The 17,424-nt window shown below is 45.0% G+C and carries 15 protein-coding genes, 4 tRNA genes and 3 rRNA genes; 17 read left to right on the top strand and 5 right to left on the bottom strand.

Features of this window, described 5'->3' with window-relative positions:
* Nucleotides 1–5: 5 nt before the first annotated feature.
* Nucleotides 6–1,058, top strand: coding sequence for an LLM class flavin-dependent oxidoreductase (locus tag JVX94_RS11725; RefSeq protein WP_095407839.1), 1,053 nt, complete (start codon nt 6–8; stop codon nt 1,056–1,058).
* A 351-nt stretch (nt 1,059–1,409) separates the two neighbouring features.
* Complete coding sequence (locus tag JVX94_RS11720; protein ID WP_024425427.1) at nt 1,410–1,703, top strand: hypothetical protein; 294 nt, start codon at nt 1,410–1,412, stop codon at nt 1,701–1,703.
* A 33-nt stretch (nt 1,704–1,736) separates the two neighbouring features.
* On the opposite strand, the gene JVX94_RS11715 is transcribed toward JVX94_RS11720, so the two are convergent.
* The gene (locus JVX94_RS11715) at nt 1,737–2,300 is read right to left on the bottom strand and encodes a helix-turn-helix domain-containing protein (RefSeq protein WP_095407841.1); all 564 of its coding nucleotides are present in this window, start codon (nt 2,298–2,300) and stop codon (nt 1,737–1,739) included.
* A gap of 108 nt (nt 2,301–2,408) precedes the next feature.
* On the opposite strand from JVX94_RS11715, the gene JVX94_RS11710 reads away from it, so the two are divergent.
* Nucleotides 2,409–2,996 (top strand): LysE family transporter, encoded by a 588-nt coding sequence (locus JVX94_RS11710; protein WP_144472893.1) that lies wholly within the window; start codon nt 2,409–2,411, stop codon nt 2,994–2,996.
* A gap of 4 nt (nt 2,997–3,000) precedes the next feature.
* Here JVX94_RS11710 and JVX94_RS11705 read toward each other — a convergent pair whose 3' ends face one another.
* Nucleotides 3,001–3,552, bottom strand: a complete 552-nt coding sequence (locus tag JVX94_RS11705; protein ID WP_205183211.1) for a GNAT family N-acetyltransferase — start codon at nt 3,550–3,552, stop codon at nt 3,001–3,003.
* A gap of 126 nt (nt 3,553–3,678) precedes the next feature.
* Here JVX94_RS11705 and JVX94_RS11700 point away from each other — a divergent pair, with 126 nt between their 5' ends.
* Together JVX94_RS11700 and JVX94_RS11695 are read left to right on the top strand one after the other, a co-directional pair.
* Nucleotides 3,679–3,864, top strand: a complete 186-nt coding sequence (locus JVX94_RS11700; protein ID WP_024425431.1) for a CsbD family protein — start codon at nt 3,679–3,681, stop codon at nt 3,862–3,864.
* Between the two features lie 148 nt (nt 3,865–4,012).
* Nucleotides 4,013–4,675 (top strand): O-methyltransferase, encoded by a 663-nt coding sequence (locus JVX94_RS11695; protein ID WP_095407844.1) that lies wholly within the window; start codon nt 4,013–4,015, stop codon nt 4,673–4,675.
* Between the two features lie 35 nt (nt 4,676–4,710).
* Here JVX94_RS11695 and JVX94_RS11690 read toward each other — a convergent pair whose 3' ends face one another.
* Together JVX94_RS11690 and JVX94_RS11685 are read right to left on the bottom strand one after the other, a co-directional pair.
* Complete coding sequence (locus JVX94_RS11690; protein ID WP_095407845.1) at nt 4,711–5,037, bottom strand: AzlD domain-containing protein; 327 nt, start codon at nt 5,035–5,037, stop codon at nt 4,711–4,713.
* Entirely contained in the window at nt 5,034–5,759 is a 726-nt protein-coding gene (locus tag JVX94_RS11685; protein ID WP_095407846.1) for an AzlC family ABC transporter permease, read from the bottom strand. The genes JVX94_RS11690 and JVX94_RS11685 overlap by 4 nt, the downstream gene beginning before the upstream one ends.
* Before the next feature lie 297 nt (nt 5,760–6,056).
* Here JVX94_RS11685 and JVX94_RS11680 point away from each other — a divergent pair, with 297 nt between their 5' ends.
* Nucleotides 6,057–6,932, top strand: coding sequence for a DMT family transporter (locus JVX94_RS11680; protein WP_095407847.1), 876 nt, complete (start codon nt 6,057–6,059; stop codon nt 6,930–6,932).
* Between the two features lie 78 nt (nt 6,933–7,010).
* Nucleotides 7,011–8,030: a S66 family peptidase gene (locus JVX94_RS11675; protein WP_095407848.1), complete on the top strand. Its 1,020-nt coding sequence runs from the start codon at nt 7,011–7,013 to the stop codon at nt 8,028–8,030.
* Between the two features lie 35 nt (nt 8,031–8,065).
* On the opposite strand, the gene gltP is transcribed toward JVX94_RS11675, so the two are convergent.
* Entirely contained in the window at nt 8,066–9,316 is a 1,251-nt protein-coding gene (gltP, locus tag JVX94_RS11670; protein WP_095407852.1) for a glutamate-aspartate/proton symporter GltP, read from the bottom strand.
* 369 nt (nt 9,317–9,685) lie between these two features.
* Here gltP and JVX94_RS11665 point away from each other — a divergent pair.
* From JVX94_RS11665 to tsaB, 10 genes are all read left to right on the top strand, one after another.
* Nucleotides 9,686–9,762 (top strand) — tRNA-Arg (locus JVX94_RS11665).
* Between the two features lie 11 nt (nt 9,763–9,773).
* Nucleotides 9,774–9,847, top strand: a tRNA-Gly gene (locus JVX94_RS11660).
* A gap of 134 nt (nt 9,848–9,981) precedes the next feature.
* Nucleotides 9,982–11,530: ribosomal RNA gene (locus JVX94_RS11655) — 16S ribosomal RNA — on the top strand.
* Nucleotides 11,531–11,712: 182 nt separating this feature from the next.
* Nucleotides 11,713–14,643: ribosomal RNA gene (locus JVX94_RS11650) — 23S ribosomal RNA — on the top strand.
* A 61-nt stretch (nt 14,644–14,704) separates the two neighbouring features.
* Nucleotides 14,705–14,820, top strand: a 5S ribosomal RNA gene (gene rrf / locus JVX94_RS11645).
* The 16S, 23S and 5S rRNA genes sit together here with 4 tRNA genes alongside, the layout of an rRNA operon.
* Nucleotides 14,821–14,838: 18 nt before the next feature.
* Nucleotides 14,839–14,915, top strand: a tRNA-Met gene (locus tag JVX94_RS11640).
* 4 nt (nt 14,916–14,919) lie between these two features.
* Nucleotides 14,920–14,996: transfer RNA gene (locus JVX94_RS11635), tRNA-Asp, on the top strand.
* Between the two features lie 272 nt (nt 14,997–15,268).
* On the top strand, nt 15,269–16,246 hold the full coding sequence (gene thiL, locus JVX94_RS11630; protein ID WP_144485890.1) for a thiamine-phosphate kinase: 978 nt from the start codon (nt 15,269–15,271) through the stop codon (nt 16,244–16,246).
* Nucleotides 16,247–16,259: 13 nt separating this feature from the next.
* Complete coding sequence (gene tsaE, locus JVX94_RS11625) at nt 16,260–16,736, top strand: tRNA (adenosine(37)-N6)-threonylcarbamoyltransferase complex ATPase subunit type 1 TsaE (protein ID WP_144485888.1); 477 nt, start codon at nt 16,260–16,262, stop codon at nt 16,734–16,736.
* Complete coding sequence (gene tsaB / locus JVX94_RS11620; RefSeq protein ID WP_144485886.1) at nt 16,717–17,406, top strand: tRNA (adenosine(37)-N6)-threonylcarbamoyltransferase complex dimerization subunit type 1 TsaB; 690 nt, start codon at nt 16,717–16,719, stop codon at nt 17,404–17,406. Before tsaE ends, tsaB begins: the two co-directional genes overlap by 20 nt.
* Nucleotides 17,407–17,424 lie beyond the last annotated feature (18 nt).

Below are 17,424 nucleotides of genomic sequence, written 5' to 3'. Positions count from 1 at the left end.
CAATCATGGAACTAGGAATTAGTACATTTGTCGAAACAACACCTGATTTTCAGACAGGAAAAACAGTCAGTCACGCACAGCGTATTCGAGAAGTAGTAGAAGAAATTATTTTAGCAGATCAAGTCGGTCTCGATGTATTTGGCGTAGGTGAGCATCATCGTGAGGATTTCGCCGCATCGAATCCAGCTGTCGTCTTAGCGGCTGCGGCAACACAAACAAAAAATATTCGTCTAACAAGTGCAGTGACAGTCCTTTCATCAGCAGATCCTGTTCGTGTATTTCAGGATTTTGCAACCTTAGACGGACTATCAAACGGACGTGCGGAAATTATGGCAGGCCGTGGTTCATTTATTGAATCATTCCCGCTCTTTGGCTATGACCTGGACGACTATGAAGAATTATTTGAAGAAAAGCTTGATTTGCTGCTGAAATTACAGCAGTCAGAGCGTGTCACATGGAGCGGAAAGCATCGCCCAGCCATTCAGGATGTTGGGGTGTACCCAAGACCTGTTCAAGATCCGCTTCCAATCTGGATCGGCAGTGGAGGAAACCGTGAATCGGTCGTACGTGCTGGATTACTAGGGTTACCGCTTGTACTCGCAATCATTGGCGGAAGTCCTAGACAGTTCGCACCGCTCGTTCAGCTGTACAAGCAAGCGGCAGTGCACGCTGGACATGACCCTGAAAAATTAACTGTAGCATCACATTCTCATGGATTTGTTGCGGCAGAAACAGACCTGGCAGCAGATCAATTCTTCCCATCTACACAGCATGTGATGAATACATTAGCGAGAGAGCGAGGCTGGGGGCCTTATACTCGTTCTACGTTTGATTCAGCGAGAACTTTAGAAGGCGCGCTGTATGTAGGAGATCCAGATACCGTGGCAGAGAAAGTCATCCACCTTAGAAAAAATGTAGGAATTACTCGTTTTATGCTTCATGTACCGGTTGGTTCAATGCCGCATGATCAAGTGCTAAAAGCCATAGAGCTATTTGGAAAAGAAGTGGCTCCTAAAGTAAGAGAAGAGGTTGCCCGCTGGGAAGCAGAGCAAAAATAAATAAAAAGGCCGATCAAGTGAATAACTTTTGATCGGTCTTTTCTTATGCTTAAATATCAATGACACATGGTTTTACTGTAGGACATTTGGCAGCAGAAGCAATTGGTGTGATCGCTAAGGTGAAGAGGAAAACAAGTTGAAAACAGATGAGCCATTTTTTCATGAAATCACCTCCGTTTACAATTGTTTGACTAGATTGAGAAGAGGATAAAAGCATAGAAGTATGTAACACTCTCTATCCAGCATAAGACAATGATATCATAATTTTCAAAAAAATGAAAAAAGTAACTTACAAAAGTTCTAAATTATGGTATAGTTTATACGTTCAACAAAAAAGGGAGGGATTTTTTTATGAAAAAGGTCATGTCTTCTGTTTTGGTTGGAGCAATTGTCTTAACGGGTGCTGGAGTCACAACTGCTCCAGTGGAAGCAAAGGAGCAAACAAACAGTGAAATAACGGCTCAGGCCAGTCGAACGGTTTCAGTAACAAGAACATATACGACATCAAACATCCCAGAAAGTATTGTTTATGCAGAGGATGGCTGGGTCGGGATTTTAAAACAAACCTCTATTGAAGAATTAGGATTAGGAAAATATAGAGTCACATTTACTGGAACTGTTGTACGCGATCCAGGATTTAATTAAATAAAATGCAAAGCTGACAGGTGGACAAGCCTGTCAGCTTTTTTCATGTGGATAATAAAGAATCATTTGCATCCGGACCATTTGTTCTCCGGTTTGTTTATACGTGTGCGTCCGGTCCGCTTTAAAACGAATAGAGTCTCCGGCTTTTAAGGTGTATTGTTCATCACCAATGGATAAATCAAGGACTCCCTCAAAAACAGTGATCAATTCCTCTGTTCCTCCAATGTGTTCACTCGCACGCAGCGACCCGCCTCGATCAATTTCTACTCGGTACATTTCAAATTTCCCCCGGTCATCGAAAGGGAAAGTCGTGTACACACGATATCGGCCGTCGTCCTCAGTTAAAACCTGTGCATCTTCCTTACGTACTACCTTGATTTCAGGCTGCGGTGCGTGAATGAGTTCACTAAAAGATACTTTTAATCCGTTGGCGATTTTCCACAAAGTCGTGATGGTAGGGGTTGATTCTCCTCTTTCAATTTGTCCAATCATGGTCTTGCTGACACCAGTTAATTCTGCCATCTTTTCGAGGCTTAATTTTTTTTGATCTCTAAGAAGCCTCACATTTTTCGAAATAATGGATTGTACGTCTTCCATGAAAAAACTCCTTTCTCTATTTACTTTATAAAGATCAAACGTTACAATAAAACGCATCGGACGCAATAAAGTAATTAAAGTCTATATAACGTATAAGGGGGCGGCATCTTGATTGTATCTATGTTGATCTATGCTTTTGTTAGCAGCTTTACCCCAGGGCCAAATAACATCATGGCCATGGTCTTTACGAATAAATATGGGGTCAAGCAAACATTTCGATTTTGTTTAGGAGTTGGTATCGGATTTCTCGTTATTTTGTGTTTGAGCTGTTTCTTTAATCTTATTCTTTATCAAGTGATGCCGAAAATAGGCTGGGTCATGGCGTTCATCGGAGCTGCATACATGATTTATTTAGCGGTCAAAATCATAAAAAGTAAAGGCGGGGATGACGAAACACTTGATCGCTACAATCATTTTATCCCTGGTATGCTTCTGCAATTTATCAACCCAAAAGCGATCTTGTATGGATTGACTGTAATTTCAACATTTGTTTTGCCATATGGACAATCTAATATGCAGTATGTCATATGGACGCTAATTCTCGCACTCATTGGTTTTCTCGGTACATTCAGCTGGAGCTTATTTGGCTCTTTGTATAAGCGTTTTTTGACTGCTTACGAAAAACCGTTCCAGTATGTGATGGGGCTGCTTCTGATATACAGTGCGATTTCAATGATATGGGGCTATGTGATGTAAGTAGTCAGGAGCTTGGCCGCTGTCTGCCCATCACAACAGTATCATAATATAATCCGTCACTCAGCTGTTTATCGTTTTTTAATACACCTTCAATCAGAAAGCCGTGGTTCTCATATAATCGAATGGCTTTTTGGTTGGTTTCCAGCACTTGAAGTGACATCTTCTGAATACCCTGCTGATCTGCCCAGTCGATTGAAGCGGCTAAAAGCTCTTTCCCGATGTGGTAGCCCCAAGCATCCTTTTGTATGGCGACGCCAAATGTCACTTTGTGAGCAGAGCGCTTGAGTGAATGGCCCTCGCATCTTGAAAAACCGACAACCTCTCCTTCAATAGCAGCGACCAAAAATAAATGCCGGCTTTGCTTGCTATCCTCTTGAATCAAAGCCTCAAATGCTTTTTCATCAAGAAAGGCTTCGCCTCGTTCACGGTCTAAATATTCTGTTTCACCATCAATTTTCAGTCTGAGAGCTGATAACTGTTTGGCATCGGAAGCTGAAGCAGATCGAATATGATAGATCAACCCACGAACTGTGAATATTTTTTCAGAGATGATCATGAAATAGAACACCAACCCTTCTTTCTAATATGTCTATCATACCTGAAACGTGTACATCGCACACTCAGATGTTTTGTATCTTTCAAAAAGGCTAAATGAATAGTATCAAACGTGGAGGTGGAACAAATGAGTAAAGAAAAAGGACATATGGATAAAGCGAAAGGAAAAACAAATCAAGTCAAAGGTCAAGTCAAAGAAAAGCTTGGTGAAGCAACCGATCATCAAAACCTGAAAGCAGAAGGGAAAAAGGATCAAGCAAAAGGAAAGCTTCAAGATAAAAAAGGGGATGTCAAAAATAAGCTGAACCAGTAGAACCGAAACCAGTGCGTTGCTTCATGTATTCCTCAATACATGTCTTTCATCAAAAAAATGAATAGATGTGTGAAAAGAATTGATTATACGCTCTCACGATCATCATGTAGACTTGAGAGAGAAGACATAATCAAGGGAGATGGATGAAATGGAGCAAGTGTGGGGAAAAGTTGACGAGTATATCACAGACAAGTTGATCCCTAAAGATGATGTATTGGAGCAAGCTCTTACTCATAATAAGCAAGCGGGTCTGCCAGAAATTGATGTGTCGCCAGCCCAAGGAAAATTGCTTTATTTATTAGCAAAAACGAAGAATGCAAAGCGCATTTTAGAAATCGGGACACTCGGTGGATACAGTACCATTTGGCTGGCACGTGCTCTCGAAGAGGATGGAGAACTCATCACACTAGAGGCTGTCAGCCACCATGTACAGATCGCACAGCAAAACATCAGCAGAGCTGGCTTATCAGAACGGGTGAGCATTTTGGAAGGAAAGGCATTAGATACGTTATCTCAATTAAAAGAGAAGGCTGCGCTTCCATTCGATTTCATTTTCATTGATGCAGATAAACCGAACAATCCGAAATATCTGAAGTGGGCGTTAGATTTCTCGAAAAAGGGCACAGTCATTATTGCAGACAATGTCGTCAGAAATGGAGCCGTCCTTCATGACTCTGATGAGGATGAACGAGTACAAGGAACTCGTGAATTTTTCGATTTACTCAAACGAGAGCCGAGAATAGAGGCAACAGCGATTCAAACTGTTGGTGAAAAAGGTTATGATGGATTTGTATACGGAATCGTAAAATGAACAAAGCTTAACCACATACGGTTAAGCTTTTTCTTTTAGAAAAACCATCTAGCAGTGCCCATCAGCATGACGCCGACAAGAACAGTAAGTGACAAGCTTTTTGTCCAAACAGCAATGAGTACAGTAGGAGTCAAGACAGCAAGATACATCCAATGGATAGTGACGCCTGTGCCTGTTGTTGTATGGATGAAGAGATGCTCTGCAATCAAAGCTGTAAAGATACAAATAGGAATAAACGATAACCATTTCAGCACCACTTCAGGAAGCTGAATACTCCGTACAAATATAAAGGGTATAACCCTTGGAATGACGGTGACGATCATACAACCAACAATGAGCCATAACATAAAGCTGCTAATCATTTATCTGTCACCACCCCAATGGTTGCGACAAGTACAGTTGCTATGAGAACAGCCACGTGTGATGGAACAAAATGAAGCAAAACAAACATCGCAACGACCATATATAAAACAAGCGACAGGCGATGAGTTAACTTATTTTTGGGTACTGTCTGTAACGAAAGGACTAGCAGTGCAGCAAACATCGCTGATAAAGCAAAATCAAGACCAAGCGCTTCAGGATTTGAAATCCAGTGTCCAAAAATACCGCCAAGTATGCAGGCTGCAATCCAGCATAAATACGCTGTTATGTTCAATCCGTGCATCCACCTGTTATTCAGCTTTCCTTGCTGCGCTAATTTATTCATCGCTACACCGAAGGATTCATCAGTCAGCAAAAGACCGAACCCAATATTTTGTTTCACAGAGTAGCGTGTAAAATGAGGAGCAAGCGTCAGGCTGAGCAATAAATGACGCAGATTCACAATAAATGTGGTGAAAATAATAGCGGAAAGGGGACTACCCGTAACAAGCAGTGCACAGATAATAAACTGTGAAGCACCTGCGTAAATAAAGATTGATAGAAGCGCAATGTCCCATAAGCTCAACTGTGCGCTAATTCCAACAATTCCAAAGGCAAACCCAATACTCATATAACCAAGCAGGGTTGGCACACAATCTTTTATTCCCTCGAGAAATGGTGTATGTTCCGTGTTGGGAATATGTCTTCTAGCTTCAATATCCAACGACCTCTACTCCTTTTTTGCGCGACCACCTATAGTTTTACTTACTATATGAAAACGAATTCAGCATGTCAATACCCGTTTATCTTCTATTATATGAAGAAAGATGGTGACAAAAAAGGATTGAAGTCAACCAGGATTTGTTATAAAGTAATCTGAAAATAAAAACAAATGAGGTGACGACAATGCAATGGAAGCCTTTATTTGAACATGATGTACCAAACACCCTCCGTCCATAACGGAGAGTGATCTCCGTTTGTGGATATGGCGATCAATATATCCAGTAACGGAGGGGAAAAGATGAATGAAAAATATATAGGCGCCCTTTACCTAGCAATCGCTGCAAGTATTTGGGGCGGCATGTACGTTGTTGTCAAAGTAACAGTAGCGGTGGTTCCACCGCTTGAGCTTGTATGGATGAGATATGCTATAGCAGGAATCGTGCTGGTGTGCACCATTTGGCGGTTGGGCTATTCCTTTCGATTAGATAAAAAAGATATCCCGCTTGTTGTCATGATCGGATTGATCGGAAATTTCCTATCAATTGTGACCCAAGAAATCGGCACCATGTATACGTCGGCACAAATGGGGGCTGTTATCACATCTGCGACCCCTGCTTTTATGGTGCTGTTTGCTTTCTTTCTATTAAAAGAAGCCATGACTGTTCGAAAATGCGCATCCATCCTACTTGCTACAGCAGGTGTATGGCTCATGATTGGACCAGTCGCAGTGCACTCAGATGAATTTGTTGGCGGTCTCTCACTTGTCATCGCTGCTTTTACATGGGCGCTTATGTCTGTTTTGCTTAAACGGGTTCCAGGAAAGTACCCTCAAGTCGTGACGACCACATATGCGATCATCATTGCATTCATTGTCTTAACACCACCTGCTTTATTTCGTTTACCTCATCTAGATGTGGAGCAGATGGCAAGGCCAGAGATTTGGGGCGGTATTCTCTATCTAGGCATCATCTCAACAGCTCTAGCATTCTTTTTGTGGAATAGAGGGCTTCAATTGATGGATGCCTCGAGCGGCGGTCTGTTCTTTTTCTTTCAACCGATCGTAGGGGCAGCTCTTGGCTGGCTGCTTTTAGGTGAAGAGATGGGAATACGCTCATTCATTGGGATTCTATGTATCTTTGCAGGAGTCTATACTGTACTGCGTCAAAAGGAATAAGAAGAGATGTCCCTTATAAAAGGGGCATTTTCTTTAAAATGGATAGGTTAAGAGAGATAGAGATTGGAGGGAAGCAGAATGATACAATTTCCGCATTTGCAAAAAGGACAAACAATTGGCGTCACAGCACCTTCCTCAGGTGTACAGCCAACTTTGCATGACATGTTTCAGCTTTCATGTGAACGAATGAAAAATAGAGGCTATGATGTCATATGTGGAGAGACGGTCTGGCAGCAGGAAAAGGCAAAATCTGCCCCTGCGATAGAACGAGCAAACGAACTTCAGTACATGATGACATGTGATGAGATTGACCACATCATCCCGCCATGGGGAGGACAGCTGCTTATGGAAGTGTTAGAGCACCTTGATTTCTCATCCATGCAAAAAAAGTGGATTTTAGGTTACTCAGATACGAGTGCACTCCTGCTGGCGCTCACATTAAAAACTGGCATTGCCACAGCGCATGGACCGAACTTAGTCGATCTAAGAGGAGAAGAGCTGGATCAAACGACTGCCATGTGGGAGCGAACACTTTCCGCAAAAGGGGAGACGGAGATAACCCAGTTTTCTTCATCTATGTATCAAAAGGAATGGCAGCATGACAACCCGAGTAAACATGTCTTTCATTTAACAGAACCTACCGCTTGGCATACGGTTGATCAACAAGAAAAGATGGTAAAGGGCAGACTGCTGGGTGGCTGCATTGATATTATACGTCACTTAGCAGGGACACCTTTTGGAGACGTCAAAGCTTTTCAGGAAACATTCATAAAAGGCGAACCAATTCTCTGGTATTTCGAAAACTGCGCATTAAATGCTGCAAGCGTGAAGAGATCGCTTGTTCAATTAAAACTAGCAGGGTGGTTTGATCACTGTTCAGGTATGATGTTTGGGCGAAGTGCAGTAGATGTGCCTGTTGAAGGGTATCAGTATCAGGATGTATATGAAGAATTACAAAAGGAACTACAAATCCCCATTTTTTACGATATAGATTGTGGGCATGTCCCGCCGCAAATGACGCTGATTAATGGGGCATATGCAGAAGTACAGCTGCAGCCTCAAGGAAAAGCCGTACTAAAGCAAACATTTTTAGCATAAAAAAGGAAAGGGGTCGCCCTTTCCTTCATATAACATTACATCCCTTTTGTTTCTTCACCTGCTTTAGGAACTTCCCATGCTGACTCACGGAATACTTTTTCCCATTTAGATACGACAATACATGCAACGGCATGCCCTGGAACATTCACGCCAGTTCGTGCCATATCCATAATTCGGTCAACACCGGCTATGATGGCAACGCCTTCTGCGGGAAGACCGACTGCATGAGCGGTAGCCAAAAGAACAACGAGTGAACCGGATGGCACAGCTGCAATACCTTTACTCGTTAACACAAGAACAAGCATCATCAAAAGCTGCTGTGACAGACTCATGTCGACACCAAACGCTTGTGCAAGGAAGACACAGGCAACCGATAAATATAAACTTGATCCATCGCAATTGAGAGAAAGACCAGATGGAATCACGAAGGAAACGATTCTTTTTGGACACCCGTATTTCTCCATTCGTTCCATCAATTGAGGAAGGACAGTTTCAGTGCTCGTAGTAGAGAAGGCAACAAGGAACAAATCCCAAATCATTTTTAATACTTCGAAGTAGTTAAAACGGAAGATCAGTGCGACCAGAGGGAATAAAGCAAAGAGAATAATGAATAATCCTAAAAATACAGTCCCGACAAGCTTCATCATTGGGATTAATAAAACAATGCCATATTGGCCGACAGAAGCAGCCATTAATGCAAGAACCCCAATAGGTGCTGTTACCATCACCATCTGTGTGAGCTTAAACATGATTTGTGCCACTGATTCAAAGAAGGTGAGAACAGGAGCAGAAGCTTTACCGATGCCGCTTGCTGCTACACCAAATAAGATGGCGAAGAAAATGACAGCAAGTAAATCATTCTGAGCCATAACATCGACGATATTGGTTGGAATGATATCTAATACCATTTGTTTAAAGTCAACGACTTTCTCCGTATAACCATCTAATTCCCCAATATCTTTCTTAGCTAATTTAGAGAAATCGAGGCCAACGCCAGGCTTTAGCCCATTTGCCAATAATAGCCCGATCCCAAGAACGATGGTTGTGATGACCTCAAACCAAATGATCGTCTTTAATCCAAGGCTGCCCATTTTCTTCATGCCGCCGCTGCCGGCTGCACCAATTACAATGGTTGAGAAAACGATTGGAACAACGATCATTTTAATCAGCCTGATGAATCCATCTCCGATTGGCCGCAGTGCCATTCCGAAATCGGGGAAGAAATGGCCGATAAGAGCTCCTATCACCAAAGCGATCATGATTTGAAAAGCGACGAACTTTTTCATCATCTCCTACCTCCTTTAAATGAATGGAAAAATATTAAGAATTTTCCAATAAATAAAAATTCTATGTGGCCATGTTTTGTCCTCCTTTGTATTTAGAAAGATTTTATTTAAGAATCATTGGAATTATGAAGAAAGAGAAGAAAATAGGGCTATTACATGTCTATTTATCTAAGAAAAAATCATTTTAAAAAAACATGAAACTTTTTTAGAAAAATGTATTGACCCTTTTGTATGATCCATGGTATATTTTTATTCGTCGCTGATGACGTATTTGAAACACAGACGTTCACACACATGCGGCAAACAAATTTTAAAAAGATGTTGACTTAAGAAAAACGATATGTTAAGATAATTAAGTCGCCTGATTAAGCGCCCGTAGCTCAATTGGATAGAGCGTTTGACTACGGATCAAAAGGTTAGGGGTTCGACTCCTCTCGGGCGCGCCAATACAAATCACGCGGGTGTAGTTTAGTGGTAAAACCTCAGCCTTCCAAGCTGATGTCGTGAGTTCGATTCTCATCACCCGCTCCATTTTTGAACATGATCTTTGAAAACTAAACAAGACAAAACGTACCTGTTAATTCGAGTTTTTATAAAAAAATCCTATGATACTTCATAGGTAGTCAGTCAAACGCTGACGAAAAACAAAACTTCGGTTTTGTACTTTTTCGGAGAGTTTGATCCTGGCTCAGGACGAACGCTGGCGGCGTGCCTAATACATGCAAGTCGAGCGGACAGAAGGGAGCTTGCTCCCGGATGTTAGCGGCGGACGGGTGAGTAACACGTGGGTAACCTGCCTGTAAGACTGGGATAACTCCGGGAAACCGGAGCTAATACCGGATAGTTCCTTGAACCGCATGGTTCAAGGATGAAAGACGGTTTCGGCTGTCACTTACAGATGGACCCGCGGCGCATTAGCTAGTTGGTGGGGTAATGGCTCACCAAGGCGACGATGCGTAGCCGACCTGAGAGGGTGATCGGCCACACTGGGACTGAGACACGGCCCAGACTCCTACGGGAGGCAGCAGTAGGGAATCTTCCGCAATGGACGAAAGTCTGACGGAGCAACGCCGCGTGAGTGATGAAGGTTTTCGGATCGTAAAGCTCTGTTGTTAGGGAAGAACAAGTGCGAGAGTAACTGCTCGCACCTTGACGGTACCTAACCAGAAAGCCACGGCTAACTACGTGCCAGCAGCCGCGGTAATACGTAGGTGGCAAGCGTTGTCCGGAATTATTGGGCGTAAAGGGCTCGCAGGCGGTTTCTTAAGTCTGATGTGAAAGCCCCCGGCTCAACCGGGGAGGGTCATTGGAAACTGGGAAACTTGAGTGCAGAAGAGGAGAGTGGAATTCCACGTGTAGCGGTGAAATGCGTAGAGATGTGGAGGAACACCAGTGGCGAAGGCGACTCTCTGGTCTGTAACTGACGCTGAGGAGCGAAAGCGTGGGGAGCGAACAGGATTAGATACCCTGGTAGTCCACGCCGTAAACGATGAGTGCTAAGTGTTAGGGGGTTTCCGCCCCTTAGTGCTGCAGCTAACGCATTAAGCACTCCGCCTGGGGAGTACGGTCGCAAGACTGAAACTCAAAGGAATTGACGGGGGCCCGCACAAGCGGTGGAGCATGTGGTTTAATTCGAAGCAACGCGAAGAACCTTACCAGGTCTTGACATCCTCTGACAACCCTAGAGATAGGGCTTTCCCTTCGGGGACAGAGTGACAGGTGGTGCATGGTTGTCGTCAGCTCGTGTCGTGAGATGTTGGGTTAAGTCCCGCAACGAGCGCAACCCTTGATCTTAGTTGCCAGCATTCAGTTGGGCACTCTAAGGTGACTGCCGGTGACAAACCGGAGGAAGGTGGGGATGACGTCAAATCATCATGCCCCTTATGACCTGGGCTACACACGTGCTACAATGGACAGAACAAAGGGCTGCAAGACCGCAAGGTTTAGCCAATCCCATAAATCTGTTCTCAGTTCGGATCGCAGTCTGCAACTCGACTGCGTGAAGCTGGAATCGCTAGTAATCGCGGATCAGCATGCCGCGGTGAATACGTTCCCGGGCCTTGTACACACCGCCCGTCACACCACGAGAGTTTGCAACACCCGAAGTCGGTGAGGTAACCTTTATGGAGCCAGCCGCCGAAGGTGGGGCAGATGATTGGGGTGAAGTCGTAACAAGGTAGCCGTATCGGAAGGTGCGGCTGGATCACCTCCTTTCTAAGGATATATGGAGCAGCGTACGTTTTCGTCTTGTTTAGTTTTGAAGGATCATTCCTTCAAAACATGTCTCTAGCGAGACAGGATTGTTCTTTGAAAACTAGATAACAATAAGTAATACATTCACATTGAATGCAATGCAAAGTTCATCACACATAGTGATTCTTTCTAAAGTAAGAAATGGTTAAGTTAGAAAGGGCGCACGGTGGATGCCTTGGCACTAGGAGCCGATGAAGGACGGGACGAACACCGATATGCTTCGGGGAGCTGTAAGCAAGCTTTGATCCGGAGATTTCCGAATGGGGAAACCCACTGCTCGTAATGGAGTAGTATCCATACTTGAATACATAGAGTATGAGAAGGCATACCCGGGGAACTGAAACATCTAAGTACCCGGAGGAAGAGAAAGCAAATGCGATTCCCTGAGTAGCGGCGAGCGAAACGGGAACAGCCCAAACCAAGAGGCTTGCCTCTTGGGGTTGTAGGACACTCTATACGGAGTTACAAAGGAATGATATAAGCGAAGAGGTCTGGAAAGGCCCGCCAAAGAAGGTAACAGCCCTGTAACTGAAATGTCATTCTCTCCAGAGTGGATCCTGAGTACGGCGGAACACGTGAAATTCCGTCGGAATCCGGGAGGACCATCTCCCAAGGCTAAATACTCCCTAGTGACCGATAGTGAACCAGTACCGTGAGGGAAAGGTGAAAAGCACCCCGGAAGGGGAGTGAAATAGATCCTGAAACCGTGTGCCTACAAGTAGTCAGAGCCCGTTAACGGGTGATGGCGTGCCTTTTGTAGAATGAACCGGCGAGTTACGATCCCGTGCAAGGTTAAGCAGAAGATGCGGAGCCGCAGCGAAAGCGAGTCTGAATAGGGCGCATGAGTACGTGGTCGTAGACCCGAAACCAGGTGATCTACCCATGTCCAGGGTGAAGTTCAGGTAACACTGAATGGAGGCCCGAACCCACGCACGTTGAAAAGTGCGGGGATGAGGTGTGGGTAGGGGTGAAATGCCAATCGAACCTGGAGATAGCTGGTTCTCTCCGAAATAGCTTTAGGGCTAGCCTCAAGGTAAGAGTCTCGGAGGTAGAGCACTGATTGGACTAGGGGCCCCTACCGGGTTACCGAATTCAGTCAAACTCCGAATGCCGATGACTTATCCTTGGGAGTCAGACTGCGAGTGATAAGATCCGTAGTCGAAAGGGAAACAGCCCAGACCGCCAGCTAAGGTCCCAAAGTATACGTTAAGTGGAAAAGGATGTGGAGTTGCTTAGACAACCAGGATGTTGGCTTAGAAGCAGCCACCATTTAAAGAGTGCGTAATAGCTCACTGGTCGAGTGACTCTGCGCCGAAAATGTACCGGGGCTAAACGTATCACCGAAGCTGCGGACTGTTCTTACGAACAGTGGTAGGAGAGCGTTCTAAGGGCTGTGAAGCCAGACCGGAAGGACTGGTGGAGCGCTTAGAAGTGAGAATGCCGGTATGAGTAGCGAAAGACGGGTGAGAATCCCGTCCACCGAATGCCTAAGGTTTCCTGAGGAAGGCTCGTCCGCTCAGGGTTAGTCGGGACCTAAGCCGAGGCCGAAAGGCGTAGGCGATGGACAACAGGTTGATATTCCTGTACCACCTCCTCACCATTTGAGCAATGGGGGGACGCAGGAGGATAGGGTAAGCGCGGTATTGGATATCCGCGTCCAAGCAGTTAGGCTGGGAAATAGGCAAATCCGTTTCCCGTAAAGGCTGAGCTGTGATGGCGAGCGAAATTTAGTAGCGAAGTTCCTGATTCCACACTGCCAAGAAAAGCCTCTAGCGAGGTGAGAGGTGCCCGTACCGCAAACCGACACAGGTAGGCGAGGAGAGAATCCTAAGGTGATCGAGAGAACTCTCGTTAAGGAACTCGGCAAAATGACCCCGTAACTTCGGGAGAAGGGGTGCTTCTTAGGGTGTTAAAGCCCCGAGAAGCCGCAGTGAATAGGCCCAGGCGACTGTTTAGCAAAAACACAGGTCTCTGCGAAGCCGTAAGGCGAAGTATAGGGGCTGACGCCTGCCCGGTGCTGGAAGGTTAAGAGGAGCGCTTAGCGTAAGCGAAGGTGCGAATTGAAGCCCCAGTAAACGGCGGCCGTAACTATAACGGTCCTAAGGTAGCGAAATTCCTTGTCGGGTAAGTTCCGACCCGCACGAAAGGCGCAACGATCTGGGCACTGTCTCAACGAGAGACTCGGTGAAATTATAGTACCTGTGAAGATGCAGGTTACCCGCGACAGGACGGAAAGACCCCGTGGAGCTTTACTGCAGCCTGATATTGAATGTTGGTACAGCTTGTACAGGATAGGTAGGAGCCTTGGAAACCGGAGCGCTAGCTTCGGTGGAGGCATCGGTGGGATACTACCCTGGCTGTATTGACCTTCTAACCCGCTGCCCTTATCGGGCAGGGAGACAGTGTCAGGTGGGCAGTTTGACTGGGGCGGTCGCCTCCTAAAATGTAACGGAGGCGCCCAAAGGTTCCCTCAGAATGGTTGGAAATCATTCGCAGAGTGTAAAGGCACAAGGGAGCTTGACTGCGAGACCTACAAGTCGAGCAGGGACGAAAGTCGGGCTTAGTGATCCGGTGGTTCCGCATGGAAGGGCCATCGCTCAACGGATAAAAGCTACCCCGGGGATAACAGGCTTATCTCCCCCAAGAGTCCACATCGACGGGGAGGTTTGGCACCTCGATGTCGGCTCATCGCATCCTGGGGCTGTAGTCGGTCCCAAGGGTTGGGCTGTTCGCCCATTAAAGCGGTACGCGAGCTGGGTTCAGAACGTCGTGAGACAGTTCGGTCCCTATCCGTCGCGGGCGCAGGAAATTTGAGAGGAGCTGTCCTTAGTACGAGAGGACCGGGATGGACGCACCGCTGGTGTACCAGTTGTTCTGCCAAGGGCATCGCTGGGTAGCTATGTGCGGACGGGATAAGTGCTGAAAGCATCTAAGCATGAAGCCCCCCTCAAGATGAGATTTCCCATTCCGCAAGGAAGTAAGATCCCTGAAAGATGATCAGGTTGATAGGTCTGAGGTGGAAGCGTGGTGACACGTGGAGCTGACAGATACTAATAGATCGAGGACTTAACCTATATTCTAATGTGAAGCATGAACATTGTTATCTAGTTTTGAGAGAACATTCTCTCCATCAGGTTTGGTGGCGATAGCGAAGAGGTCACACCCGTTCCCATACCGAACACGGAAGTTAAGCTCTTCAGCGCCGATGGTAGTTGGGGGTTTCCCCCTGTGAGAGTAGGACGCCGCCAAGCTTGTTATATTTATATCGTCGCGGGGTGGAGCAGTTCGGTAGCTCGTCGGGCTCATAACCCGAAGGTCGCAGGTTCAAATCCTGCCCCCGCAACCAAAATGGTCCGGTAGTTCAGTTGGTTAGAATGCCTGCCTGTCACGCAGGAGGTCGCGGGTTCGAGTCCCGTCCGGACCGCCATTTTTATGACTTGTAAACGAAAACGTATAGTTTCGTTTTTTTTTATGTCTTTTTCTTTCTACAAGTACCCAAGATGCAATGAAATGATTTGTGTTTGGCTACACTATAAGAAAGAAAAGATAGATTATTTCAATTCAGCCTGGTTTTTTCATACCAGGCTTTCTTTATATCATTTTTGTTGGAATTGAGACTTATATTCGCTACACTAATACTAACTGTGTTTGACATCATGTCTACTTAACCAATTGATTGTAAGAAGGGGCTGTCTTTTTATGGATGAATTTGATCTTATTCGCCGAATCACACCAAAAGATACATATCAGCGCTCTTTGATCATGGGCATCGGTGATGATGCAAGTGTTTATCAACCTCATTCACATTGTGAAGAGGTCGTTTGTGTTGATACAATGGTGGAGCATGTTCATTTTCGTTTTGACTTTTCCACACCATTTGAAGTTGGCTTTAAGGCACTGGCAGTCAATGTTAGTGATATCGCTGCAATGGGAGGGACCCCAAAGTATTATCTTGTTTCAATTGCGATCCCGCCTCATGGTGATGAGACAATCGTTACGGACCTTTATGAGGGAATGAAAGCGTTGGCTGACTCCTATCATATGGATTTGATTGGTGGAGATACAGTGGCTACCCGCAGTGACTTTGTCATTACCGTGACAGTCATTGGTGAGGTTTCCAAGGGAACAGCTTGTTATCGTCACAGTGCTCAGACTGGAGACATCGTCTTTGTCACAGGTGAACTCGGTTCATCAGCTGCTGGGTTATCAATCTTAATGAACGAAGCAGCCCCTTCTAAGGCGGTCGATGCTGATTTTTTTCTTAAGCGTCATAAAATGCCTCAGCCTCATATTGCTGCTGGACACATTTGTTCAAGTTTCCCGCGGGTCACCTTGAATGATGTGAGTGATGGATTAGCGAGTGAGTTAAATGAGATAGCCGAAGCGAGCTGTGTGATGATCGAGATAGAAGCTGATAAGCTTCCAATTCATCCAGATTTACCGATCCTGCGCAAAGACTGGCTTGAATGGGTGTTATTTGGGGGAGAAGACTTTGTTTTAACTGGTACAATACCAGAATCTGATTGGGAAAGCTTTGAATCGCAATGTCAAAAAGAAGGCATTCAGATCACACGTATTGGACAAGTCAAAGATGATCAAGCAGCCAGTGTTATGTTAAAAGACAATGATCAACAAACAATGTTAATGAAAAAAGGATATAATCATTTTAAGAAATGAGGTGACATCAACGGTGAAATTAACATGGACGACAAAAGGTGCGGATGAGACGAAACGAATTGCCGCTGCTTTGGCCAAACTTGTGATGCCAGGCGATGTATTGACATTAGAAGGAGATTTAGGCGCAGGCAAAACCACTTTTTCAAAAGGTTTTGCGGAAGGCTTAGGAATTACCCGTATCGTCAACAGCCCTACCTTTACAATTATTAAAGAATATACTGATGGCAGACTGCCACTTTATCATATGGACGTGTACCGCATGGAAGATGCGGAGGAAGAGATCGGACTCGAAGAATATTTTGAGGGTGAAGGTGTATGCTTGGTTGAATGGGCACATCTTATTGAACCTCAATTGCCTTCTTCCTATTTAAAAATTGAAATGCTGAGAACAGAACGTGAAGAAGAACGGCATCTCACGTTTGATGCAAAAGGGGAGCGTTATGAGACCCTTTGTAAGGAGATGAAAGAATTTGACCATATTGGCCATTGATACATCAAACCATACACTAGGAATTGCTCTTGTAAGAAATTTCACTGTAATTGGCGAGAGCATCACGTATTTAAAAAAGAACCATTCCGTCCGAGCGATGCCCACTGTTGAAGCATTGATGAAAGAATGTGGTGTATCACCAAGCGAACTAAGTAAAATCGTTGTGGCAAAAGGACCTGGTTCTTACACTGGCGTCAGAATCGGGGTCACCATAGCAAAAACACTTGCGTGGACGCTGTCTATCCCGATATCGGCTGTTTCGAGTTTAGAAACACTTGCGGCAAATGGCCAATATTTTGATGGGTATATCTCACCTCTATTTGATGCGAGAAGAGGACAAGTTTATACCGGACTATATACGTTTGAAAAAGGTAAGATCAAAGAGGTCGAACCAGATCAAAATATCCTGCTCGCGGATTGGCTTCATGAACTGAAGCAGACAGGAAAGCCTGTTCTATTTCTTGGACAAGATGTGCACCTTCATGAAGAGAGCATTCGCTCCATTTTAGGAGAAACGGCTGTACTGGCAGAGGGGACATTTCATAACCCAAGACCTTCAGTGCTTGCATTTTTAGGCGCAGATCGTCCTGCTGAAGATGTCCATCAGCTTGTTCCTAACTATATTCGTTTGGCAGAAGCGGAAGTGAAATGGCTTGAAGGACAAAAATAATCTTAACATAGCAGAGAT

This window comes from Bacillus sp. PDNC022 (assembly GCF_016919285.1).
Classification (GTDB): domain Bacteria; phylum Bacillota; class Bacilli; order Bacillales; family Bacillaceae; genus Bacillus; species Bacillus safensis.
The sequence above is the reverse complement of the archived record's forward strand: the minus strand, read 5'-3'. Positions and strand labels throughout refer to the sequence as shown.